We start from the raw sequence: 20,955 nt of genomic DNA on the forward strand, positions 1-20,955 counted from the left end.
CGGCGGCCTCACCCCCTGGCAGCGTGTAAACAACCTTCTTGGAAACGACACCTAGGCCAAGGTCTCCACGCCCCGGAGGATCAGGTTCAGCCCCGCCCGAAACTGCTCCCGATCGTCATGCTGGGCCATCTGGTCGACGATGCCGCGCAGAAACGGATACCGCTTGGGATCGAGACCGGCCCATGCGGTGGCGACCTTGGCCAGCTCGTCCTCGCGGACCCGGCCCGGCGGCCCCTGTCGGGCGTTGGCGGCGTTCTGGGCGGCGGCGCCGAGGATATAGGTCGCCAGGGCGGTCACGACTTCGAAGCGCGCGCGGCTGGGCGCGCCCAACGCCTCCAGCGGGCGCCCCAGGGCTTCCAGTATGGCCAGGCCCGCCGGTTGCAGCGGCTCGCGGGCCAGATGAGCGCCGACCCAGGGCCGCGCGTCGATCAGGTCGAACAGGCGCAGCCCGACCGCCTGGATCGCCGCGCGGGGCGACGCCGCGTCCCCGCCTCCCGCGAGCGTATGGTCGACGACGTCGCTGGCGGCGGCGGTGAGCAGGGCCGTCTTGTCGGCCACGTGCCAGTAGATCGCGCCGGCCCCGGTGGCGAGGCGGCTCGCCAGCGCGCGGAAGGTCAGGGCCCCGTCGCCGGCCTCGTCCAGGATTTCGATGGCGGCCTCGACGATGCGGGCCTTCGACAGGGCGTCGGCGCGGCGCGGCGCGCCAGGGGCTTTGCTCATGACCGGAGCTTGACATAACTGGAACGACGTTCCAACAGGTACGAAATGGAACGTCGTTCCATTCATCGCGCGGAGCTTCTCATGACCCTTTCCATCGGCATTGTCGGCGCGGGCCTCGGCGGCCTGACCCTGGCCCGCGTGCTTTATCGCCACGGCGTCGCCGCCACCGTGTTCGAGGCCGACGCCTCGCCCGACGCGCGCCGCCAAGGCGGCCTGCTCGACATCCACGAACAGGACGGACAGCGGGCCATGAAGGCCGCGGGCCTGTTCGAGGCGTTCAGCGCGCTGATCCATCCGGGCGGCGAGGCGTCGCGGGTCCTGGACCGTCACGCCGGCGTGCTGCTGGACAGACCCGACGACGGAACAGGCGGTCGCCCCGAAGTGCCCAGGACCGCCCTGCGCGCCCTGCTGCTCGATTCGCTGCCCGACGGCGCGGTCCGCTGGGGCAAGAAGGTCGTGAGCATCGAGGGGCTGGAGGGCGGTCGCCATCGCTTGAGCTTCGCCGACGGGACGACCGAGGTCACCGACCTGCTCGTCGGGGCCGACGGCGCCTGGTCGAAGGTGCGCCCGCTGGTTTCGGCCGCCACGCCCGACTATCTCGGCGTGGGCTTCTTCGAGACCTGGCTGCGCGACGCCGATCGCCGCCATCCCGCCAGCGCCGAGGCCGTGGGCGGCGGCGCGATGTTCGCGCTGGAGCCGGGCCGGGGCGTCTTCGCGCACCGCGAGGCCGACAGCGTGCTACACGCCTATGTCGCCCTGAAGCGTCCTCTCGACTGGATCGAGGCGGTCGCCGCGCTCGACGAGGCCGCCGCCAAGGCGCGGCTCCTGGCGGAATTCGGCGGCTGGGCCCCGGCCTTGACCGATCTGATCGCCGAAAGCGACGGCCGGCCGGTCTGTCGCGCGCTGCACGCCCTGCCCGACGATCACGCCTGGACGCGGACGCCGGGCGTCACCCTGCTGGGCGACGCGGCCCACCTGTCGGCCCCGGCGGGCGAGGGCGCGAACCTGGCCATGCTCGACGGGGCGGAACTGGCCGAGGCGATCCTGGCCCATCCCGACGATCTCGAAGCCGCCCTCGCGGACTACGAAGCGCGCATGTTCCCGCGCTCCAACGCGGCCGCCAAGGAGTCGCGCCGCGTTCTGGGCCTATGCCTCGACGATCAGGCGCCGGACAGCCTGCTGGACTTTTTCCAGTCCATGGGCCGGGCGGAGGCTTAGGGGTCGCGCACGCCATGGGCCCGATCACCGCGCATCCGGGATGACCGACCGCGTTCCGCCTAGCCCGTCAAATCGTTCAGCTCGGCGCGAACCGCCGCCTCGAGATCGCCCAGGAAATCACGGATCGTGGTCCAGACGATCCGTTCCTCGACCCCTTCATATTCGTGGCGATAGATGTTGCCCGCCGCCTTTATGGCGCGCCAATCGATCATCGGATAGCGCCCGGTGAGATCGTCCGGCAGCCGGCGGCAGGCTTCCGAGATGATTTCCAGGCACCGCGTGGCGGCGTAGAACGCTCCGGTCGTGCTCGAACGCGTCCGCCGAGCGATCACCGACGATCTGGCGGGCGAAGGCGATATTGTCCTGGATATGCAGGAGGACCGCCTCGGCCCTAGAAGGCATAGAGCGCTTCCCGCTCGACGGCGGGCCGGATGTGGCGGTTCAGCCCGTTGCGGGTCACCACGTCGACCGGCTCGGCATAGTAGCCTTGGATGAGATCCTTCAGACCCGCATAGGCCCAGACACTGACCACGGCGTCCGGACGAAACTCGATCATTACGTCGATGTCGCTGCCTGGCCGGGCCTCGTCGCGGGCCACCGAGCCGAAGACAGCGGCGCGCGCCACGCCGCGCTGGCGCAGCTCGCCTTCATGACGCTTGAGGATCCGGAGGGCTTCGTCACGGGTCATGGGCCGAGGATATCAGAAACCCCTCGGCCCGTCACAAGCGCCAGCGCTTGGCCCTACGCGTAGCTCTGCAGCGGCCGCACGTCCAAGGCCTCGTCGGGGGCGCCGGCGATGGCTTGGGCCGCGGCCAGGGCGCCGGCCGAGGTCGTGTAGTACGGCACCTTCATCATCAGGGCCGTGCGGCGGATCTCGAAGCTGTCCTCCAGGGCCTGCTTGCCCTCGGTGGTGTTGAACACCAGCTGCACGCCGCCGTTCTTCATCACGTCGACGATGTGCGGCCGGCCTTCCAGGACCTTCTTGACGTAGTCGACCTCGACGCCCTGCTCGGCGAGGTAGGCGCGGGTGCCCTCGGTCGACAGCACCGTGAAACCCGCCTGTTGCAAGAGCTTCACTGGCTCGACGATCCAGGGCTTGTCGCTTTCCTTGACCGAGACGAAGGCCACGCCCTTGCGCGGCAGCTTGACGCCGCCGCCCAGCTGGCTCTTGGCGAAGGCGCGGGCGAAGGCCGGGGCCATGCTGGTCTCGCCGTCGCGCAGCCAGTCCAGGCCCATGACCTCGCCGGTCGAGCGCATTTCCGGACCCAGCACCGTGTCGACGCCGGCGAAGCGGGCGAACGGGAACACCGCTTCCTTGACCGCGATGTGGTCGTAGGGCTTGTCGGTCAGGCCGAAGCTCTTCAGCGACGCGCCGGCCATGACCTTGGCGGCGATGCCGGCCAGGGGCTGGCCGATGGTCTTGGCCACGAACGGCACGGTGCGCGAGGCGCGCGGATTGACTTCCAGCACATAGATGCGCGGAGCATCGGAGTGCGGCTCCTCGATGGCGAACTGCACGTTCATCAGGCCGCGCACGTTCAGGGCCAGGGCCATCTGGACGGTCTGGCGCTTCAGCTCCTCGATGGTCTCGGGCTTCAGCGAGAACGGCGGCAGCGAGCAGGCGCTGTCGCCCGAGTGCACGCCGGCCTCCTCGATGTGCTCCATCACGCCGGCCACGAACACGTCGGTCCCGTCGCACAGGGCGTCGACATCGACCTCGGTGGCGCGCGACAGGTACTGGTCGATCAGCACCGGGCTGTCGCCGCTGACCTGCACGGCGGTGTTGACGTAGCGCTCCAGCTGCTCGTCGTCGCGGACGATCTCCATGCCGCGACCGCCCAGCACGTAGGACGGGCGGATGACGATCGGATAGCCGACCTTGTGCGCCGCCTCGAAGCATTCCTCGCGGGTGCGGGCCAGGGCGTTGACCGGCTGGGCGATCTCCAGCTTGTGCAGCAACTGCTGGAAGCGCTCGCGATCCTCGGCCAGGTCGATGGCGTCGGGGCTGGTGCCCAGGATCGGGATGCCGGCCTCTTCCAGCGCATGCGCCAGCTTCAGCGGGGTCTGGCCGCCGAACTGGACGATGACGCCGGCCAGCTCGCCCTTGCCCATCTCCACATGCAGCAGCTCCAGCACGTCCTCGGCCGTCAGCGGCTCGAAATAGAGGCGGTCGGAGGTGTCGTAGTCGGTCGAGACGGTCTCGGGGTTGCAGTTGACCATGATCGACTCGACGCCGATCTGATCGAGCGCGAAGGCCGCGTGGCAGCAGCAGTAGTCGAACTCGATGCCCTGGCCGATCCGGTTGGGACCGCCGCCCAGGATCACCGCCTTCTTGCGGTCGGACGGCTCGCTCTCGCACTCGGGGATCTGGCCCAGCGCGCCGGTCTCGTAGGTCGAGTACATGTAGGGCGTCTCGGCCCGGAACTCGCCGGCGCAGCTGTCGATGCGCTTGAACACCGGGCGGACCGCCAGGTCGTGGCGCAGCTTGCGCACGGCCGCCTCGCTCTGGCCGCTCAGCTGGGCCAGGCGCTTGTCGGAGAAGCCTTGCGCCTTCAGCGCGCGCAGGGCCACGGCGTCCTTGGGCAGGCCCCCGGCGCGGATCCAGCCTTCCTGGCGGATCAGCTCGGCGATCTGGCGCAGGAACCAGGGCTCGTAGGAACAGGCGGCGTGGACCTCGTCGACCGTCAGGCCATGGCGGAAGGCCTGGGCGATCACGCGCAGGCGGTCCGGGGTCGGCGTGCCGAGCGCCCGCACGACGGCGGCCTTGCCAGTGTCCGGGTCATCGGCGCCGTGGATCTCGACCTCGTCGAAGCCCGACAGACCGGTCTCCAGGCCGCGCAGGGCCTTCTGGACGCTTTCCTTGAAGGTGCGGCCGATAGCCATCACCTCGCCGACCGACTTCATGGCCGTGGTCAGCAGGGGTTCCGAGCCCGGATACTTCTCGAAGGCGAAGCGCGGGATCTTGGTGACCACATAGTCGATCGAGGGCTCGAACGAGGCCGGGGTCGCGCCGCCGGTGATGTCGTTCTTCAGCTCATCGAGCGTGTAGCCGACGGCCAGGCGCGCGGCGACCTTGGCGATCGGGAAGCCGGTGGCCTTCGAGGCCAGGGCGGACGAGCGCGACACGCGCGGGTTCATCTCGATGACGACCATGCGGCCGTCCTTCGGGTTGACGGCGAACTGCACGTTCGAGCCGCCGGTCTCCACGCCGATCTCGCGCAGCACGGCGATCGAGGCCGCGCGCATCCACTGATATTCCTTGTCCGTCAGGGTCAGGGCCGGGGCGACGGTGATCGAGTCGCCGGTGTGGACGCCCATCGGGTCGATGTTCTCGATCGAGCAGACGATGATGCAGTTGTCCGCCTTGTCGCGGACGACCTCCATCTCGTACTCCTTCCAGCCCAGGACGCTCTCCTCGACCAGCACCTCGGTGGTCGGCGAGAGGTCGAGGCCGCGCTCGACGATCTCCTTGAACTCCTCGACATTGTAGGCGATGCCGCCGCCGGTGCCGGCCAGGGTGAAGGACGGGCGGATGATCGCCGGCAGGCCGACGAACTCCAGGCCTTCCATGGCCTCTTCCAGCGTGTGGCAGGCGCGCGAGCGGGGGCTTTCCAGGCCCAGCTTGTCCATGGCGTCGCGGAACTTCTGGCGGTCCTCGGCCTTGTCGATGACCTCGGCCTTGGCGCCGATCATCTCGACGCCGAACTTGGCCAGCACGCCGTTGGCTTCCAGCGCCAGGGCGGTGTTCAGCGCGGTCTGGCCCCCCATGGTCGGCAAGAGCGCGTCGGGGCGCTCCTTTTCGATGATCTTGGCGACCATCTCGGGCGTGATCGGCTCGATATAGGTCGCGTCGGCCACGTCCGGATCGGTCATGATCGTGGCGGGGTTCGAGTTGACCAGGATGATCCGATAGCCCTCGGCGCGCAGGGCCTTGCAGGCTTGCACGCCCGAATAGTCGAACTCACAGGCCTGACCGATGACGATGGGCCCAGCGCCGATGATCAGGATCGAGGAGAGGTCGGTACGTTTGGGCATGGCTAACTCGCGCGAAGACACGGTCGCGCACAACCACGCGCCCGCTGTCGAACCATCTTGCAGGTTAAGCCGCCCGTTTAGAGACGGAGTCGGGCGGGCGCAAGTCCGGAACTTGGGCGGGGGTTAACGGGATCTTGAATCCCTCTCTTCGGAGAGAAGGAGGGGCCCGTCCCGACGCAAGTCGGGATGGGAGGGTGAGAGGCTACGGCGGCCGCCGGACGGTCATCGCGATCAACGGCCTTGGGCGCGACGGTGATCGAGGCCGGCGAGCGGGCGTTTGCGGGGTCGGAAGGGTGTGGTGAGCGGAAGCGCGTCGCTAGAAGAAATAGCCAGACATAAGGAGAGAAAGCACAGGCTTTTCTCCGACTTCAACGCGCCGATAGTTCACAAAAGCCGTGCACTCGAGCAGCGCCTTGAAGAGCTCCGGACAGCGCGACGCGAAATCGGACACGTCGTCTAACTGAAGGGTGAGTAGCTCGCCGGGCGACACAGCTCTGGCGACCATCTGCGCGTTTCGATCATCGGCTGATGTCATGCAGTCGATCCATGCATTCATGTTCCGTCCGTAGAACGACGGAAAGCCCAGCGCACCTGCAAACACGTCGTGGAAGGTCTCCCAATCCGTGATGAGCTTGGTGGGGATTACGACCAAAGCGGTATTCATGGCCGTAGCTTAGCCAGCATTCGGTGAAAGGCCGCAATGGGTTGAGCGCGGTAATCAGGCCCAGGGCCCATCCGGCCAGCCGTGAAGCCTCTCACCCTCCCACCGCCTGCGGCGGCGGGCCCCTCCCTCTCTCCGAAGAGAGGGTTTTTGTGGGGCGACGAAGGTCCAGTGCTCTCCCGCTATCCCTCTCTCTGGAGAGAGGGAGGGGCCCGTCCCGACGACAGTCGGGATGGGAGGGTGAGAGGCTACAGCCTTCCCGACCGCAGCACGGCGAGGATCTCGTCCGCCGTTCCGCCCGGATCGGTCAGCACCCGCTCGTTGCGGAATCGCAGCACGAAATAGCCGAACAGCGCCAAGGTTTCGGTGCGGCGGTCGTCATAGTCCTCGCGCCCCTCATGGACGGGACCGTCCAGTTCCACGATCACCTTCGCGGACTCGCAGACGAAGTCGGCGAAGTAGCGATCGATCGGGTGCTGACGCAGGAAGCGGAAGCCGCCGAGGCGGCGGTTGCGGACGAGGTTCCACAGCGTCCTCTCGGCCAGGGTCTGGTCTCGGCGGAGGCGACGGGCGGTGGCGATCCGATCCATGGTCGGAGCCTGACGCGGCCGAAACGCGCGCTCAAGCGGAGGAATCTAAATTTCTCGGCCGGCGGTGAAGCCTCTCACCCTCCCATCCCGACTCTTGTCGGGATGGGCCCCTCCCTCTCTCCAGAGAGAGGGATTTCGCGCGTTGACAGCCTCTGAACTTGAATTTAACAACATATTTAAATAACCTACTCGTTAAATAAATGGCCGACTCCCTCTCCATCACCTTCGCCGCCCTCGCCGATCCGACCCGCCGGGCGATCCTGGCCCGCCTCGCGTCGGGGGAGGCCACGGTCAATCAGCTGGCCGAGCCGTTCGACATCAGCCTGCCCGCCGTCTCGCGCCATCTGAAGGTGCTGGAGGGCGCGGGGCTGATCAGTCGGACGCGCGAGGCCCAGGCCCGTCCCTGCAAGCTGGAGCCCGAGGCGCTGAAGCGGGCTCATTCCTGGATCGAGCACTATCGCCGGTTCTGGGACGAGAGCTTCGACCGCATGGCCGTCTATCTGGCCGAGCTGCAAGCCGAGGAGGCCGCCGCCAACCCTCCGAACCTCAAGGACCCGCCAGCATGACCGACACCCCCATACTTCAGGGCGAGGTGATCCAGGACGACGAGCTCCTGATCGAGCGCCTGTTCGACGCCCCGCGCGATCTCGTCTTCCGCGTCTGGACCCGGCCCGAGCACCTGATGAAGTGGTGGGGGCCCAAGGCCTTCACGCCGATCGGCGTCGAGCAGGACTTCCGCGTCGGCGGCGCCTACCGCTTCGGGATGCGGAGCGCCGAGGGGCGCGAGGTCTGGAAGTCCGGCGTCTACCGGGAGATCGTCCCGAACGAGCGCATCGTCATGACCTTCCGCTGGGACGACGGCGCGTGGGACGTCGACAGCGTGATCACCGTCACCTTCATCGCCCTGGCCAGCGGCCGGACGCTGTTTCGCTTCCATCAGGCGCCGTTCAAGACGATCGAGGCCCGCGACGCCCACGTCTTCGGCTGGACCAGCCTGCTCGACAAGCTCGCCGCCTATCTGGAGACCGCGCAATGAACGCTCATGTGGCCACGCCCACCGTCTCGGCCTTCGCCTGGGTTCCGGACTTCGCCAAGGGCCAGGTGCGCGACCTGAGGGTCCGCTGGGCGCTGGAGGAAGCCGGCCTGCCCTACCGCACCGACCTGCTGTCGCCCGGACAGGCCAATGCCGACTATCGCCGTCATCAGCCGTTCGGCCAGGTTCCGGCCTTCCAGGACGGCGAGGTCGACATGTTCGAGAGCGGGGCCATCGTCCTGCACATCGCCGAGCGCGCGCCGGCGCTGATGCCGACCGATCCGGCCGGCCGCGCGCGGACGATCAGCTGGATGTTCGCGGCGCTGAACACGATGGAGCCGCCGATCCAGACCCTGGGCGAGCTCGACTTCTTCCACGCCGACCAGGACTGGGCCAAGGCGCGCCGGCCGGCGATGGTCGCCTGGGTCGAGAAGCGCGCCGCCGAGCTGGCCCAGCGCCTGGGCGACAATCCCTATCTGGACAGCGACCGCTTCACCGCCGGCGATCTCCTGATGACGACCGTGCTGCGGATCATCGACCGCACCGACCTGATCCGGTCCCAGCCCCGGCTCAACGCCTATCTGGAGCGCTGCACCGGCCGGCCGGCGTTCCAGAAGGCCCTGGCCGCCCAGATGGCCGACTTCATGGGGTCGCCGCCGCCGGGCTGGGGCTAGCGTCGACGCCCGGCGCGGGGCCGGGCCGCACCCGCAACCAAGCCTCGGCCAGCAAGAGGTTCGGAACCCAGCACAGAAACGAGATCGCCCGATAGGCCTCGAAGAAGTGCTCTCCGGCGAGGGTCGCCGCCGGCAGGTAGAGGCGCAGGGTCACCGCGGCCAGGGTCAGGGCGAACGAGCGGATCATCCAGGCGCGGTGCTCGGCGATGCGGCGGGCCAGCGCGCGCCGGAAGGCCTGGACCGTCGTGACGATCCACGCCGCGCCCAGCAGGCCGAACCCGGCGGCGGCCACCGGCCCCGCCGTCGACCCGAACGCCAGGACGAGGCCTCCGATCCCGCCGGCCAGGCAGCCGGCCACATAGAGCCGGCCCAGCGCCCGGTGCAGCCCGGGGCGGCGGGCGCGCAGGCCGCCCAGGAACTGGAAGGGCCCGACCAGCAGGGCCGTGGCCGCGCCCGCGACGTGCAGATCCAGGAACGGGTTGGCGAACGGATTGGCCATCACATTCGGCGCCAAGGGCCCCACGCGCGGCAGGTAGCGATAGGACACGAGGGCCACGGCGAGGCTGAGGAAGGTCATCGCGCCCCAGGCGGCGCGGGACAGGATCTTGGGCATGGGTTCGGCTCCGTTTCGAGCCGAGATTGCCAGCGCCGCGACCCCGCGCTACGGCAAGCTCGCGAGCGGCGCCCATTCTGCGCGAACGGCGCCGGGACGGGGATAGATGGGCTTTCTGGACGCTCGACGATCGCGACGCCTGGCCGTCGATCTGGCCCTGCTGACCCTGCTGGGGCTGGTGCTGGCCGTGCTGGGGCCGTTCGGCACCGCCGACCTGCCGCTGGGCGATCGCGCCGCCTATTGGCTGCAGAGCATCGTCGGCGGCGGCCTGATCGGCGTCGCGCTCGACGAGCTGGTCGGCAGGCGGCTGAGCGGATTCTGGCGCCGCCTGATCGTCATCACGACCCTGATGACGCCGCTCGTCGTGGCGCTGGTCGGCGTCCTCAACATGCACGCGAACCACCGCTTCGTGGCGCCCCCGATCCTGTGGTTCCGCGTCTGGGTGATCAGCGGCCTGGTCATGGCCGTGAGGATCCTGACCTGGCGCGCGCCGGCCGCCGCCGCGCCGGTCGTCGAGACGCGGGTGGTGGTCGCCCCGCCCCTGCCCGAGGCCGAGGCGGCCTTTCGCCAGCGGCTGTCGGCCAAGCGCAGGACCGCCCGGCTGATCGCGCTGGAGGCCCACGACCACTATCTGCGGGTCCATACCGACGCGGGCTCTGAACTTCTGACCCTGCGCTTCTCGGACGCCCTGGCCGAGCTGGCCGGCGCCCACGGCTTTCAGACCCATCGCTCGTGGTGGGTGGCGGCCGAGGCGATCCAGTCGGCCCATTGGCGGCGCGGCGCGGGCGAGCTGCGCCTGCTGGGCGATCTGACCGTCCCGGTCAGCCGCCGGCACGCGCCAGTGCTGCGGGCGGCGGGCTGGCTGTGAGGGTCTTGCCGCCGGGCGCCGCCGGATCGACCGGCGCCACCCAGGCGGTCCCGGTCTTGCCGAGCTTGTAGCCCAGGGCGAACAGCGAACGCAGGCTGCCGGCCGAGAAGTCCAGGCCCGAGAAGTCGCCCTGAGCGTCGTCCGGAATGGCCGTGTACTGGAAGGCCCCGCCGTTGCGCCGGGTGAAGGCCGCGTTGGCGGTCAGGTTGGCGCGCATCTGGGCCTTGTTCATCGCGATCCACGAGCGGCCCAGGATCGACAGAGCGTCGCCCTTGGTGAAGCCGAAGCCGCCGTCGATCTGGCCGTTGACGATCACCCGCACCTCGCCCGGCCCCGCCTTGTCGCGATCGGGCATGATCGACAGCAGCAAAGCCTCGGGCGCGATGAAGAAGGGCGTGGTCACGCTGCCGTCGACATGCATCTCCGACAGCTTGCGATTGGCGCCTCGCACCTCGATCAGGCTGGGCGGGAACACGCCCGGAATGCTGGCCGAGGCCACCAGCACCTCGCGGAACAGCTTCAGCGCCGCGTCGTCGCCGCGCGCGGCGATCGCCCCCATGTCCCAGATCACCGTCTGCTCGGTGTCGAGATTGGTGGTGGCGATCAGCAGCCGCCGGCCCTTGGCGTTCTCGACGGCCACGGCGTAGAGCATCGGCGGGTCGACGTACTTGTCGACCAGCTGGCGCAGGGCATGGTTGCGGAACACGCTGGGCGCGAAGAACAGGTCGAGACCCCGCTTCTGCAGGATGCGGTCGACGGCGTCGCTGGTGTAGGCCTGGGTCAGCCGCCGATCCCAGTCCTTGCCCAGGAAGGCGAAGGGCGCGGTCAGGGCGCCGGTCGAGACCCCGGTGACGATGTCGAAGTCGGGCCGCGTCCCGGCGTCCGACCAGCCCACCAGCACCCCCGCGCCGTAGGCCCCGTTGGAGCCGCCGCCGGAGATGGCCAGCACATTAACCTTGCGCCCCGCCAGCCGGTCGTGGACCCCTTGGGCGAACTTGAGGCTGGCCTGGGGATCGACCGCGCTGAACCGGACATCCGCCAGGCCGCTGGGCGCGACCGACCCCAGGTCGGCGGCGGTGAACGCCTCGCGCGGGAGCGTGCCGCAGGCCGAAAGGCACAGGGTCAGCGCCAGGGCGGCCAGGACGCGAAGGCCGGGCATCGAGCTTCTCCGGGTTCCCGCCGATGATTAGCCAACTCGCCTCCTTAGGGGAACCGCCGGCCTTGCCACGGCCATGATTTGCGAGTCATTCTCAATATCAGAGATGGAGAGTCGGCCATGGTCTTGCGAATGACGGGGACAAGCGTGCTGGCCGCGATGATGCGGGCCGAACGACCGCGCCGCGCGCCGCTGGCGGAGGACTTCACCTGGCTGCTGCACGGCCCGACGGGGGTTGAGGTGGTCGAGGACGACGCCCCGCCGCCGCGCCTGCTGGCGGCGGAGTAGCGGTGGGCGTCGAGTGCAGGCTGAACGTCGGTCGCGGTCCGCTTGGATGTCATGCAAGACGTGAGCGGGCGCTCGAAAGAGCACATCCCTCCCCCTCGATGGGGGAGGGGCAGGGGTGGGGGTGATGCGGCGGTGGAAAACGTTCGCGACCTAACCTCAGCAGGTCACCCCCATTCCCGACCCTTCCCCCATAGAGGGGGAAGGGAGTCCATGGACGATCGAAAGCAGCCGCCGACTAACACCTCCAAACGAAAACAGGCCAGCGCGAGCGCTGGCCTGTTCCGTTGAGCGCGAGCTCAGATGCGAGGGTCGATTAGACCGCTTGCAGCTGGCCGGCCGAGGTCTTGCCGCTGCGGCGGTCGACTTCCGGCTCGAAGCCGATCTTCTGACCGTCGTTCAGGCCGTTCATGCCGGCGCGTTCGACGGCCGAGATGTGGACGAAGATGTCCGAGCCGCCGTTGTCCGGCTGGATGAAGCCGAAGCCCTTGGCGGCGTTGAACCACTTCACGGTTCCAGTAGCCATTCTCAATTTCCTCAATAGGCATGTGTGTTCGCCGCGCGAAAACGTCTCGCGCAGCGATCAAATTTCGTTGGAAGTTCGGAAGGCGCGTCCGGCGCTCCACATCGGGAGCAAGGAATAGCAGGCCGATCGGCAGCGAATTCGATGTCCCATCTACTCCGATTTTATTTTCGAAATCAAGGAAAATAAATCCGCACGACTTTTGACGAATTTCTGGGTCGCGACGCTTCTTCGAACGTTGCCTTGCCGGGGCGAGATTTCCTGCCCACGCGTTCGGAGTTCCACATGACCCTGCTCGAGAAGATTCCCACCCTCAGCGACGGCGATCTGACCCAGCTGCTGTCCAACGCCCGGCGGCTGGACGTGGTCGGCACGCCGGCCCAGCGCGTCCAGGTGGCCGAGGTGATCGGGCCGCTGGAACAGGAGGCCGCGCGCCGGCGCGCGCTGAAGGCGCCCAGGCGGTAGGGCTTGCTCCGCCTACCGCGCGAAGGGCCAGATCCAGGCGATCAGCCAGGGCGCGACCAGCAGGATCAGGGCCGTCAGCGGCGCGCCAAGCCGGGCGTAGTCTCCAAAGCGATAGCCGCCGGGTCCCAGCACCAGGGTGTTGCACTGGTGGCCGACGGGCGTGAGAAAGTCACAGCCGGCGCCCACCGCCACGGCCATCAGGAACGGATCCGGCGACAGGCCCAGGCGCTGGGCCACGCCCAGGCCGATCGGCGCGGCGATCAGCACGGTGGCGGCGTTGTTCAGGAACGGCGTCGCCGCCATCGCCACCGCCATCATCGCCGTCAGCACCGCGATGGGCGGCAGGCCGTGGAAGGCGCCCGACAGCCAGGCCGAGATCAGGTCGGCGCCGCCGGTCTTCTGCACCGTGTCGCTGACCGGGATCAGGGCCGCCACCAGGACCAGCACCGGCGCTTCCAGCGCGGCGTAGGCCTCGCGCATCCGCAGGGCGCCGGTCGCCACCACCAGCACCGCCGCGCCGAAGAAGCCGGCCGCCACCGGCACGATCCCGGTCGCCACCAGCGCCATGGCGCCGGCCAGGATCACCGAGGGCAGCACCGCGTGGCGCACCCCGCCCAGCCGCACCTCGCGCTCGACCAGCGGCAAGAGGCCCAGCGCCTGAAGCGCGGTCGGCAGCGACTGCTCGGCGCCTTGCAGCACGAGAATGTCGCCCGAGCGCAGGCGCGCGGTGGCCAGACGCCCGGCCATCCGATGGCCGCTGCGGCTGACGCCCAGCAGATTGACGCCGTGGGTGTCGCTGAGCGCCAGGCTCCGCGCGGACTGGCCTATCAGGTCCGACTCGCCGCCGATCACGGCCTCGACCACCCGCACCTCGTCGGTGGGCTCCTTCATCGCCACCGGACGGTCGGCGTCGCGCAGGCGCAGCTTGGCCTTGACGATCAGCTCGTTCAGTTCCTGCTGCTCGCCCTCCAGCAGGAGGACGTCGCCCGGAGCGATCTTCAGATTGGCGTGCGGCGCGTCGATCCGACGGCGGCCGCGCAGCAGCGCCACGACGGTCACCGCGCCGTCGGCGGCCTTGCGGAGCCCGCCGACGCGTCCCCCGTCGAAGCTCCAGCCCTCCGGGACCTCGACCTCGGTGACATAGGCCTTGGCCGCCAGGGCGGCGTCGACATCGATGGCGGCCTGGCGCGTCTTGGGCAGCAGGCGGTAGCCGACCGTCAGATAGGCGACCGCCAGCACCGTCAGGATCCCGCCGACCGGCATGAAGTCGAACATCCGAAAGGGCTCGCCCAGCGCCTTCTGGCGCACCTCGGAGACGATGATGTTGGGCGAGGTGCCGACCAGTACGGCAAGACCCCCGACCAGCGAGCCGAAGCTCATCGGCATCAGCAGGCGCCCGGGCGAGACGCCGGTGCGGCGGGCGATCTGCAGGGCGCTGGGCATGACCAGGGCCAGGGCGCCGACGTTCTTGGTCGCCATCGAGAGCACCGCCGTGGTTCCGGCCAGCACCGGGACCTGGGCGCGTTCGTCCTTCAGGCGAGGCAGCAGCGGGGCCAGCAGCCGGTCCACCACGCCCGACCGCGCCACGGCGGCCGACAGCACCAGGGCGCTGGCGATGATGACGACGATGTCGTTGGCGAAGCCGTCGAACGCGGCCTTCACCGGGATCAGCCCCAGCGCCATGCCGACGGCCAGGGCGCCCAGGGCGATCAGGTCATAGCGCCACCGGCCCCAGACGAAGGCGATGATGGTCGCGCCGATCAGGCCGAAGGACAGGCCTTGCTGCAATGTCACGCGTGGGTTCCCCGAAAGCCGTGCTTGAGGGGGAACGGGGCCGAGGCGAAAAAGATGCTCCCCCGCTGGGGGAGGATCCTTCTAGGTCAGCGCCTTGCGGGCGGCTTCCCAGTACTGGGCGCCGGTGATCAGGGTCACCAGGGTGGCCAGCCACAGCAGGCCATGGGCCACGACGGTGAAGCCGCCCATCACCGACGGCTCGGGCGACAGGTTGAAGGCGCCCCACGAGGCCAGGATCATCTCGGCGCCGATCGCCACCAGTTGCAGCGTGGTCTTCCACTTGGCCAGCAGGGTCACCGGCAGCTTGACGCCCTTGCCGGCGCCGACCTCGCGCAGGGCGCTGACGGTGAATTCCCGGAACAGGATCAAGCCCGCCGGCAGCACGACCATGGCGTTGGGTCCCAGGGCCATCAGGCCCAGAAGCGCCCCGCAGACCAGGATCTTGTCGCCGATCGGGTCGAGGATCGCGCCCCAGACGCTGACCGCGTCCAGCTTCCGCGCCAGCCAGCCGTCGAAGAAGTCGGTCACCGAGGCGACGACGAAGGCGTAGAACGCCCAGCGCTCCAGCCGCAGCTGGCTGTCGGCCGTCAGCCGCTCGCTGACGAACGGAACCGCGCCGGCCGCCGCCGCCAGGGCGACGAACATGAACAGCGCCATCACGAGGCGCGAACTGGTCAGGATGTTGGGCAGGGCTTTCATGGCGCCTGTCATAACGCACAAATCGCCGCCCCGGATACGGCGGAGCTCGTTAACCGCGCCAGCCGATTTTTCGGACGCGGGACACGACTCGCTCCGATATACAAGTTCGGGGAGCGACGCCGCGCTCTCGTCGCCGCGGGCGCGCTCGCATGGAACGGCTGGACCGGGAGGAGACCGCGCGGCGGCGACGGGTCGGGTCGGTGCGCGGCCGGCTCATCCTCCTGACCGTCAGCCTGATGGCGCCGGCCCTGCTGTCGATGGGCTTTCTGCTGGCCCAGGCCGACCGGGAGTCGCGCGGCCAGCTCTATCAGCAGATGGTGACCACCGCCCGGGCCTTGAGCGGCGCGGTCGACCGCCAGGCGGCGGTCGGCGTCTCGGTGGCCGAGACCCTGGCCACCGACCAGGCCCTGATCAACGGCGACTGGGCGGCCTTTCACGCCCGCGCGCTGAGGGCCGTCGAGGGTCGCCACGGCTGGGTCGTGGTGGCCGACGCCGACGGCCAGCAGATCCTGAACACCCTGCGCCCCTACGGCGCGCCGCTGCCCCGCAGCAATCGCACGCGCGAGGAGGAAAGCGCCTACGGGGCGGGCCGCAGCAAGATCTCGGACCTGCTGAACGGCGCCGTCGCCGGCAGGCCGGTGATCGGGGTGGGCACGCGGATCATGGTCAAGGGCAAGTTCTATGTCCTCTATTACGTGGTCGACGCGGCGTCCTTCACCTCGGTGTTCCGCCAGCAGCGCGTCCCCGACCGGTGGTTCGCGACCCTGATCGACAACAATCTGCGGGTCATCGCCCGCTCGCGGCAGAACGAGCGCTTCACCGGCGCGATCGTCTCCAAGGAGATGAGGGAGAGCCTGGCCCATTCGACCGAGGGCTTCCTGAAGACGGTCTCGCTGGAGGGCGAGCCCACCGTGGTGGCCTACACCCGCTCGCCGCAGACGGGCTGGACCCTCTCGGTCGCGCTCCCGCGCTCGGCCCAGGGCGACGCGATGAACCGCTCGGTGGTGATCGGCTCCGGCGTGTTCCTGCTGCTGCTGGTGCTGGGGATCGGCCTGTCGCTCGCCTATGCCCGGCGGATCAACGACGAGATCCGAAGCCTGGTCCGCGACGCCGGGGCCATCGGCCGGGGCGAGAGCCTGCCGGCCGCGCCGCCCGGAGGTCTCGAGGAGATCGCCGCCGTCCACACCGCCCTGCGCCACGCCTCGCGCGAACTGGCCGCGCGCCAGGAGCGGCAGGGCGTGATGATCAACGAACTGAACCACCGGGTGAAGAACACCCTGGCGACGGTCCAGGCCCTGGCCCGCCAGAGCTTCGCCAAGGCGCCGCTGTCCAAGGACTGGAGCGCGCCGCTGGACGTGTTCACCGAGCGGCTGATCGCCCTGTCCGGCGCCCACGATCTCCTGACCCGCACCGGCTGGCGCGAGGCCGACATGGGCCAGCTGATCACCGCCAGCCTGGGGGCCCACGTCGACCGGGTGACGCGCGAGGGTCCGGAGGTCGCCCTGCCGCCCCACACGGCGGTGGGACTTTCGATGGTGTTCCACGAACTGGCCACTAACAGCGTCAAGTACGGCGCGCTCTCGGCCCCCGGAGGGCGCGTCGAGCTGACCTGGCGGCGCGATCCGGTGACCGACAACCTGGTCTTCGTCTGGCGCGACATCGGCGGCCCGCCGGTCCAGCCGCCCGCCTTGCCCGGCTTTGGCACCCGCCTGATCGAGAACTCGATCCGGCGCGAACAGAAGGGCCAGGCGCGGTTCGACTTCCGCCCCGACGGGCTGGTGTTCGAGGCCAGCCTGCCGCTGCCCGAGGCCGTCCGCTGGAGCAACAGCTTCTGATGTCCGGCGAGGACGCGCTGATCGCCGACTTCGTCCGCGACGAGCGCCTGCCGCCCGCCTTCGGCGACCTCGCCGCGCGTCTGCACCAGCCGCTGGCCCGCCGCCTCGCGGCTTGGGCGCAAGGCCGGTCCGCGCCGCTGATCGTCGGGATCTGCGGCCCCCAGGGCTCGGGCAAGTCGACCCTTACCGCGCTCGTGGCCTGGCTTCTGGAGGCGCGCGGCCTGCGGGTGGCGGTCCTGTCGCTGGACGACCTCTATCTGGGGCGGGCCGAGCGCGCGCGGCTGGCGCGGGGCGTCCATCCGCTGCTGCGGACGCGGGGCGTTCCGGGCACCCACGATCCTCTGCTGGGCATGGCCGTGCTGGACGCCCTGGCGCGCGCCGGCCCCACCGCCCTGCCCCGCTTCGACAAGGGCGCCGACGACCGCGCGCCCGCCAGGGACTGGCCCGTGTTCGAGGGACCGGCCGACATCGTCCTGCTGGAAGGCTGGTGCGTCGGGGCCCGGCCTCAGCCGCCCGACGCCTTGAGCCGGCCGATCAACGCCCTGGAGCGAGACGAAGACCCGGAAGGGGTCTGGCGCGCCTACGCCAACGCCGCCCTCTCGGGTCCGTACGCGACGCTGTTCGCCCGGTTGGACCGTCTGGTGCTGATGACCGCCCCGGACTTTTCGGTTGTCCGGCGCTGGCGCGGCGAACAGGAGGCCCGCCTGCGCGAGCGGATCGGCGGCCCCGGCCAGACGATGGACGAGGCCGCGCTCGACCGCTTCGTCATGCACTACGAGCGCCTGACCCGCTGGGTCGCCGAGGACCTGCCGGGCGTCGCCGACGTCGTGGCGCGGCTGGACGCGGCGCGGCGGCCCGCCGAGGGCCTGGTCGTGCGCGGGGACCCGGCCTAGATGACCGGCATGACCGCCTATGACGACGCCGACATCGCCGCCCTGGCCGAGCGTCTGCTGGACCGCACCCTGCCCAAGGACCAGTGGACCCACGCCGCGCACCTGGCCGCCACCCTGCGCCTCGTCCGCACCCGGAACGAAGGCCTGGAGCGCGACCTGCCGGGGATCATCCGCGCCTGCAACGTCGCGGTCGGCGGGGTGAACGACGACCACGGCGGCTATCACGAGACGATCACTCAGGCCTATCTGGCCGCCATCCGCGCCTTCGTCGCCGACCTGCCGGAGGGCACCTCGGACGCGCGGGCCGCCGCCGCGCTCCTCGCCTCGCCGCTGGGCGACAAGGCCTGGCCCCTGACCCACTGGTCGCGCGAGCGCCTGTTCTCGGTCGAGGCCCGGCGCGGCTGGGTCGAACCCGACCTGGCGGCGCTGCCTAACCCGCCGGCGATCTAGCCCGGCACCCCGAGGGGAAACTTGCCGAACCTGCGCCGGACGCCCATCGTCGGCCCGCGGCCGAAGCGGAGAGCGCCATGATCGTGGTCCATCACCTCAACAACTCGCGCAGCCAGCGCGTGCTCTGGCTGCTGGAGGAGCTGGAGGTTCCGTACGAGATCAAGCTCTATCAGCGCGACGCCAAGACCATGCTGGCGCCGCCCGAGCTGCGGGCGATCCATCCGCTGGGCAAGTCGCCGGTGATCACCGACGGCGACAAGACGATCGCCGAGACCGGCGCGATCGTCGACTACATCCTGGAGACCTACGGCCAGGGCCGCCTGATCCCGCCGGCCGGCGCGCCCGAGCGGCTGCGCTATACCTACTGGCTGCATTACGCCGAGGGCTCGGCCATGACGCCGCTGCTGCTGAAGCTGGTGTTCACCGCCCTGCCCGACCGCGCCCCCGGCCTGATGAAGGGCCTGGTCAAGTCGATCGCCGCCCGCGCCCAGGCCGGCTTCGTCGATCCGCAGCTCAAGGCCCATGTCGACTATTGGGAGGCCGAGCTCGCCAAGTCGGAATGGTTCGCCGGCGGCGAGATGACCGGCGCCGACATCATGATGAGCTTCCCGCTGGAGGCCGGCGCGGCGCGGGCCGGCGCGGGCGGCCGCCCGCGCATCAAGGCGTTCCTCGACAAGATTCACGCGCGCCCGGCCTACCAGCGGGCGCTGCGGCGCGGCGGACCCTACGCCTACGCCTGACGAGGCGCGTCAGAAGCCGATCCGCACCCGCAGCGTCGCGATCACCGCGTCGGGCGCGGCGCGATCGCCGGACGGGCGGATGACGTATTGCAGGTCCGGCTGCAGGGTCACCGGGCCCAGGGTGTCGGCATAGGTCGCCTCGAACGCGGTTTCCACCGAGCCGATGTCCCGGCCGGCGTCGCGGCCGTTGGCGCGCTCGCGGCCCGACAGGAAGCCCTGGTTGACGCCGAACGAGGCCCGGCTGGCGGTACGGCCGGCGACCGGCTGGTCGATCAGTACGCCCGCCTGCCAGCCGCCCTTGAAGGGCGTGTCACGCCGTCCGACACGCCCGCGCGGGCGAAGGCGGTGATCCGGCCCGGCCCGGTCTCGCCGCCCAGGATCTGGCGTTCGGCCAGCATATAGGCGCCATAGGCCCGTCGCTGCACCGGATCGCCCGCGGGCGTGACGTCGCGCCAGTCGTCCTGGCGCTTGGAATAGGTCCAGCCGCCGATGGCCAGCTTGCCCGCGCCGCTCAGGCCCGTCTCGCCGATGGCCAGGACGCCGTCGCCCAGGCCCATATGCATGCCCCCCGGATCGCCCGGAACGCCGGCGTGGGCGTTGATCACGGCCGCCTGGACGTAGGCGCCGTCCTCGCTGGTCCAGCGCAGGCGCGCCGCGACCGCCGTGGACGGGAAGATCGACGGCCCGTTGGGGCCGGTGGCGGCCAGTTCCGAGCCGACGCCGTAAGCCGGGGCGATCAACAGGCCGGCGGCGTCGTTGGCGTAGAACTCGCTGTTGACGTCGTAGAGGCCCAGCAGGAGCGACCCCCGCTCGCCCGCGAAGGCCTGCTCGACGAAGGCCTCGAACAGGCGGGCGCGTTGCCGGCTGACCTCGATGTTGTCCACGCCCTGCAGCGTGCCGGCGTCGCCATTGGGATTGGCCCCGGAATTGTTCAGCGCCGTCACGTGAAGCTTCGCGCCCGACCAGCCCAAGGCCTTGTCGAGATCCACGTCCGCCGAGACCTTGAGATTGTCGAGGACGCGGACCTTGTGCGCGTTACCCCCGCTCGCGACGCCGGTGGCGTCGGCGACGTAGGCCAGCTTGAGGCTCAGCGCTTGGTCGGCCAGGGCTGGCGTCGCGGCGCCGATCAGTCCGGCCAGCGTCAAGGCGCGGGCGGCCTGGCCGATAAAGGCCAAACGGCGGGTGTTCATCACTGTCGTCCTTGGCTTCTTCTAAACCTGACGCCAGTGTCCCAAGCTTGGCCTTATTTTCGGTTAAATCACTGATTTAGATATGGTTTATGTACCCGATGCGCGCTTATGCCGCAGCGCGCGGGCGGGCGCGTCCGGCCTCGAGGCGGAACTCTCCGACCCGTCCGGCCAGGTCCAGGGCCTCGCCGCGCAGCGAGTGGGTGGCGGCGGTGGTCTGCTCCACCATGGCGGCGTTCTGTTGGGTGACCTGGTCCATGTGATTGACCGCGACGTTCACCTGGCGAAGGCCGACGGCCTGCTCCTCGGAGGACCGGGCGATGTCGTTGACCAGGCCGTGGACGCGCAGCACCTCGTGGACGATGCGGTTGAGGGTCTCGCCGGTCTGGCCGACCAGTTCCACGCCGGCCTCCACCTGGGCGCCGGACTGGGCGATCAGCGTCTTGATCTCCTTGGCCGCGTCGGCCGAGCGCTGGGCCAGGGCCCGCACCTCCTGGGCCACGACCGCGAAGCCCT

At 69.8% G+C, this 20,955-nt stretch carries 23 protein-coding genes and 1 pseudogene; 11 read left to right on the forward strand and 13 right to left on the reverse strand.

Annotation, left to right across the window (positions count from 1 at the left end; all coding sequences use genetic code 11):
• Positions 1-51 precede the first annotated feature (51 nt).
• Positions 52-720 carry a TetR/AcrR family transcriptional regulator C-terminal domain-containing protein gene (locus Q0V34_RS18420; RefSeq protein WP_297515047.1) on the reverse strand — a complete coding sequence of 223 codons (669 nt, stop codon included), beginning with the start codon at positions 718-720 and terminating at the stop codon, positions 52-54.
• An 81-nt stretch (positions 721-801) separates the two neighbouring features.
• Between Q0V34_RS18420 and Q0V34_RS18425 the strand changes: the two genes are divergently transcribed.
• On the forward strand, positions 802-1,938 hold the full coding sequence (locus tag Q0V34_RS18425; RefSeq protein WP_297515048.1) for an NAD(P)/FAD-dependent oxidoreductase: 1,137 nt from the start codon (positions 802-804) through the stop codon (positions 1,936-1,938).
• A gap of 59 nt (positions 1,939-1,997) precedes the next feature.
• On the opposite strand, the gene Q0V34_RS18430 is transcribed toward Q0V34_RS18425, so the two are convergent.
• The 5 genes from Q0V34_RS18430 to Q0V34_RS18450 form a co-directional block, all read right to left on the reverse strand.
• A complete protein-coding gene (locus tag Q0V34_RS18430; protein WP_297515050.1) occupies positions 1,998-2,270 on the reverse strand; it encodes a HepT-like ribonuclease domain-containing protein in 273 nt (90 codons plus the stop codon).
• Positions 2,271-2,329: 59 nt separating this feature from the next.
• Entirely contained in the window at positions 2,330-2,626 is a 297-nt protein-coding gene (locus Q0V34_RS18435) for a nucleotidyltransferase family protein (protein ID WP_297515053.1), read from the reverse strand.
• 53 nt (positions 2,627-2,679) lie between these two features.
• A complete protein-coding gene (gene carB, locus Q0V34_RS18440; protein ID WP_297515056.1) occupies positions 2,680-5,973 on the reverse strand; it encodes a carbamoyl-phosphate synthase large subunit in 3,294 nt (1,097 codons plus the stop codon).
• Between the two features lie 316 nt (positions 5,974-6,289).
• A complete protein-coding gene (locus Q0V34_RS18445; protein ID WP_297515061.1) occupies positions 6,290-6,637 on the reverse strand; it encodes a barstar family protein in 348 nt (115 codons plus the stop codon).
• Positions 6,638-6,882: 245 nt separating this feature from the next.
• Positions 6,883-7,224 carry an endonuclease domain-containing protein gene (locus Q0V34_RS18450; RefSeq protein ID WP_297515063.1) on the reverse strand — a complete coding sequence of 114 codons (342 nt, stop codon included), beginning with the start codon at positions 7,222-7,224 and terminating at the stop codon, positions 6,883-6,885.
• A gap of 200 nt (positions 7,225-7,424) precedes the next feature.
• Between Q0V34_RS18450 and Q0V34_RS18455 the strand changes: the two genes are divergently transcribed.
• From Q0V34_RS18455 to Q0V34_RS18465, 3 genes are read left to right on the forward strand one after another with little or no spacing between them, the layout of a single operon-like run.
• Entirely contained in the window at positions 7,425-7,790 is a 366-nt protein-coding gene (locus Q0V34_RS18455; RefSeq protein WP_297515065.1) for a helix-turn-helix transcriptional regulator, read from the forward strand.
• A complete protein-coding gene (locus Q0V34_RS18460; RefSeq protein WP_297515068.1) occupies positions 7,787-8,260 on the forward strand; it encodes an SRPBCC domain-containing protein in 474 nt (157 codons plus the stop codon). The genes Q0V34_RS18455 and Q0V34_RS18460 overlap by 4 nt, the downstream gene beginning before the upstream one ends.
• Positions 8,257-8,931: a glutathione S-transferase family protein gene (locus Q0V34_RS18465; RefSeq protein WP_297515070.1), complete on the forward strand. Its 675-nt coding sequence runs from the start codon at positions 8,257-8,259 to the stop codon at positions 8,929-8,931. The genes Q0V34_RS18460 and Q0V34_RS18465 overlap by 4 nt, the downstream gene beginning before the upstream one ends.
• Here Q0V34_RS18465 and Q0V34_RS18470 read toward each other — a convergent pair.
• Positions 8,900-9,544 (reverse strand): DUF2306 domain-containing protein, encoded by a 645-nt coding sequence (locus tag Q0V34_RS18470; RefSeq protein ID WP_297515072.1) that lies wholly within the window; start codon positions 9,542-9,544, stop codon positions 8,900-8,902. The two genes, Q0V34_RS18465 and Q0V34_RS18470, sit on opposite strands and share 32 nt — an antisense overlap.
• A 106-nt stretch (positions 9,545-9,650) precedes the next feature.
• On the opposite strand from Q0V34_RS18470, the gene Q0V34_RS18475 reads away from it, so the two are divergent.
• Positions 9,651-10,412 (forward strand): LytTR family DNA-binding domain-containing protein, encoded by a 762-nt coding sequence (locus tag Q0V34_RS18475; protein ID WP_297515075.1) that lies wholly within the window; start codon positions 9,651-9,653, stop codon positions 10,410-10,412.
• Here the strand turns inward: Q0V34_RS18475 and Q0V34_RS18480 are convergent.
• Positions 10,366-11,571, reverse strand: a complete 1,206-nt coding sequence (locus Q0V34_RS18480; protein WP_297515078.1) for a patatin-like phospholipase family protein — start codon at positions 11,569-11,571, stop codon at positions 10,366-10,368. The genes Q0V34_RS18475 and Q0V34_RS18480 overlap by 47 nt on opposite strands.
• A 117-nt stretch (positions 11,572-11,688) precedes the next feature.
• Here Q0V34_RS18480 and Q0V34_RS18485 point away from each other — a divergent pair, with 117 nt between their 5' ends.
• Positions 11,689-11,856, forward strand: a complete 168-nt coding sequence (locus Q0V34_RS18485) for a hypothetical protein (RefSeq protein WP_297515080.1) — start codon at positions 11,689-11,691, stop codon at positions 11,854-11,856.
• Between the two features lie 313 nt (positions 11,857-12,169).
• Here the strand turns inward: Q0V34_RS18485 and Q0V34_RS18490 are convergent, their stop codons facing one another.
• Complete coding sequence (locus Q0V34_RS18490; protein WP_297515083.1) at positions 12,170-12,379, reverse strand: cold-shock protein; 210 nt, start codon at positions 12,377-12,379, stop codon at positions 12,170-12,172.
• Between the two features lie 282 nt (positions 12,380-12,661).
• Here Q0V34_RS18490 and Q0V34_RS18495 point away from each other — a divergent pair, with 282 nt between their 5' ends.
• Entirely contained in the window at positions 12,662-12,841 is a 180-nt protein-coding gene (locus Q0V34_RS18495) for a hypothetical protein (RefSeq protein ID WP_297515086.1), read from the forward strand.
• Positions 12,842-12,853: 12 nt separating this feature from the next.
• Here the strand turns inward: Q0V34_RS18495 and Q0V34_RS18500 are convergent, their stop codons facing one another.
• Together Q0V34_RS18500 and pgsA are read right to left on the reverse strand one after the other, a co-directional pair.
• Positions 12,854-14,635 carry an SLC13 family permease gene (locus Q0V34_RS18500; protein WP_297515089.1) on the reverse strand — a complete coding sequence of 594 codons (1,782 nt, stop codon included), beginning with the start codon at positions 14,633-14,635 and terminating at the stop codon, positions 12,854-12,856.
• A gap of 81 nt (positions 14,636-14,716) precedes the next feature.
• Entirely contained in the window at positions 14,717-15,334 is a 618-nt protein-coding gene (gene pgsA, locus Q0V34_RS18505) for a CDP-diacylglycerol--glycerol-3-phosphate 3-phosphatidyltransferase (RefSeq protein WP_297515092.1), read from the reverse strand.
• A 149-nt stretch (positions 15,335-15,483) separates the two neighbouring features.
• On the opposite strand from pgsA, the gene Q0V34_RS18510 reads away from it, so the two are divergent.
• From Q0V34_RS18510 to Q0V34_RS18525, 4 genes are all read left to right on the forward strand, one after another.
• Complete coding sequence (locus Q0V34_RS18510) at positions 15,484-17,169, forward strand: sensor histidine kinase (RefSeq protein ID WP_297515097.1); 1,686 nt, start codon at positions 15,484-15,486, stop codon at positions 17,167-17,169.
• Positions 17,169-18,062 carry a kinase gene (locus Q0V34_RS18515; RefSeq protein WP_297515100.1) on the forward strand — a complete coding sequence of 298 codons (894 nt, stop codon included), beginning with the start codon at positions 17,169-17,171 and terminating at the stop codon, positions 18,060-18,062. Before Q0V34_RS18510 ends, Q0V34_RS18515 begins: the two co-directional genes overlap by 1 nt.
• A gap of 9 nt (positions 18,063-18,071) precedes the next feature.
• Positions 18,072-18,512 (forward strand): hypothetical protein, encoded by a 441-nt coding sequence (locus tag Q0V34_RS18520; protein ID WP_297515109.1) that lies wholly within the window; start codon positions 18,072-18,074, stop codon positions 18,510-18,512.
• A 77-nt stretch (positions 18,513-18,589) separates the two neighbouring features.
• Positions 18,590-19,252 carry a glutathione S-transferase gene (locus Q0V34_RS18525; RefSeq protein ID WP_297515103.1) on the forward strand — a complete coding sequence of 221 codons (663 nt, stop codon included), beginning with the start codon at positions 18,590-18,592 and terminating at the stop codon, positions 19,250-19,252.
• Positions 19,253-19,261: 9 nt separating this feature from the next.
• On the opposite strand, the pseudogene Q0V34_RS18530 reads toward Q0V34_RS18525, so the two are convergent.
• Positions 19,262-20,442: pseudogene (locus Q0V34_RS18530) on the reverse strand (carbohydrate porin).
• Positions 20,443-20,548: 106 nt separating this feature from the next.
• Positions 20,549-20,955, reverse strand: a 407-nt coding sequence (locus Q0V34_RS18535; RefSeq protein WP_297515106.1) for a methyl-accepting chemotaxis protein, incomplete at its 5' end; no start/stop codon positions are given.

Source organism: uncultured Caulobacter sp. (genome assembly GCF_947036865.1).
GTDB lineage: Bacteria > Pseudomonadota > Alphaproteobacteria > Caulobacterales > Caulobacteraceae > Caulobacter.

Excerpts from the sequence above, each read along its gene's own strand:
- Q0V34_RS18470 (WP_297515072.1), bottom strand. The coding sequence starts at position 9,544 with ATGCCCAAGATCCTGTCCCGCGCCGCCTGGGGCGCGATGACCTTCCTC.
- Q0V34_RS18435 (WP_297515053.1), bottom strand. The coding sequence starts at position 2,626 with ATGACCCGTGACGAAGCCCTCCGGATCCTCAAGCGTCATGAAGGCGAG.
- Q0V34_RS18525 (WP_297515103.1), top strand. The coding sequence starts at position 18,590 with ATGATCGTGGTCCATCACCTCAACAACTCGCGCAGCCAGCGCGTGCTC.
- carB (WP_297515056.1), bottom strand. The coding sequence starts at position 5,973 with ATGCCCAAACGTACCGACCTCTCCTCGATCCTGATCATCGGCGCTGGG.
- Q0V34_RS18475 (WP_297515075.1), top strand. The coding sequence starts at position 9,651 with ATGGGCTTTCTGGACGCTCGACGATCGCGACGCCTGGCCGTCGATCTG.
- Q0V34_RS18510 (WP_297515097.1), top strand. The coding sequence starts at position 15,484 with ATGGAACGGCTGGACCGGGAGGAGACCGCGCGGCGGCGACGGGTCGGG.
- Q0V34_RS18425 (WP_297515048.1), top strand. The coding sequence starts at position 802 with ATGACCCTTTCCATCGGCATTGTCGGCGCGGGCCTCGGCGGCCTGACC.
- Q0V34_RS18450 (WP_297515063.1), bottom strand. The coding sequence starts at position 7,224 with ATGGATCGGATCGCCACCGCCCGTCGCCTCCGCCGAGACCAGACCCTG.
- pgsA (WP_297515092.1), bottom strand. The coding sequence starts at position 15,334 with ATGAAAGCCCTGCCCAACATCCTGACCAGTTCGCGCCTCGTGATGGCG.
- Q0V34_RS18445 (WP_297515061.1), bottom strand. The coding sequence starts at position 6,637 with ATGAATACCGCTTTGGTCGTAATCCCCACCAAGCTCATCACGGATTGG.
- Q0V34_RS18515 (WP_297515100.1), top strand. The coding sequence starts at position 17,169 with ATGTCCGGCGAGGACGCGCTGATCGCCGACTTCGTCCGCGACGAGCGC.
- Q0V34_RS18495 (WP_297515086.1), top strand. The coding sequence starts at position 12,662 with ATGACCCTGCTCGAGAAGATTCCCACCCTCAGCGACGGCGATCTGACC.
- Q0V34_RS18490 (WP_297515083.1), bottom strand. The coding sequence starts at position 12,379 with ATGGCTACTGGAACCGTGAAGTGGTTCAACGCCGCCAAGGGCTTCGGC.
- Q0V34_RS18455 (WP_297515065.1), top strand. The coding sequence starts at position 7,425 with ATGGCCGACTCCCTCTCCATCACCTTCGCCGCCCTCGCCGATCCGACC.
- Q0V34_RS18485 (WP_297515080.1), top strand. The coding sequence starts at position 11,689 with ATGGTCTTGCGAATGACGGGGACAAGCGTGCTGGCCGCGATGATGCGG.
- Q0V34_RS18460 (WP_297515068.1), top strand. The coding sequence starts at position 7,787 with ATGACCGACACCCCCATACTTCAGGGCGAGGTGATCCAGGACGACGAG.
- Q0V34_RS18420 (WP_297515047.1), bottom strand. The coding sequence starts at position 720 with ATGAGCAAAGCCCCTGGCGCGCCGCGCCGCGCCGACGCCCTGTCGAAG.
- Q0V34_RS18480 (WP_297515078.1), bottom strand. The coding sequence starts at position 11,571 with ATGCCCGGCCTTCGCGTCCTGGCCGCCCTGGCGCTGACCCTGTGCCTT.
- Q0V34_RS18520 (WP_297515109.1), top strand. The coding sequence starts at position 18,072 with ATGACCGCCTATGACGACGCCGACATCGCCGCCCTGGCCGAGCGTCTG.
- Q0V34_RS18465 (WP_297515070.1), top strand. The coding sequence starts at position 8,257 with ATGAACGCTCATGTGGCCACGCCCACCGTCTCGGCCTTCGCCTGGGTT.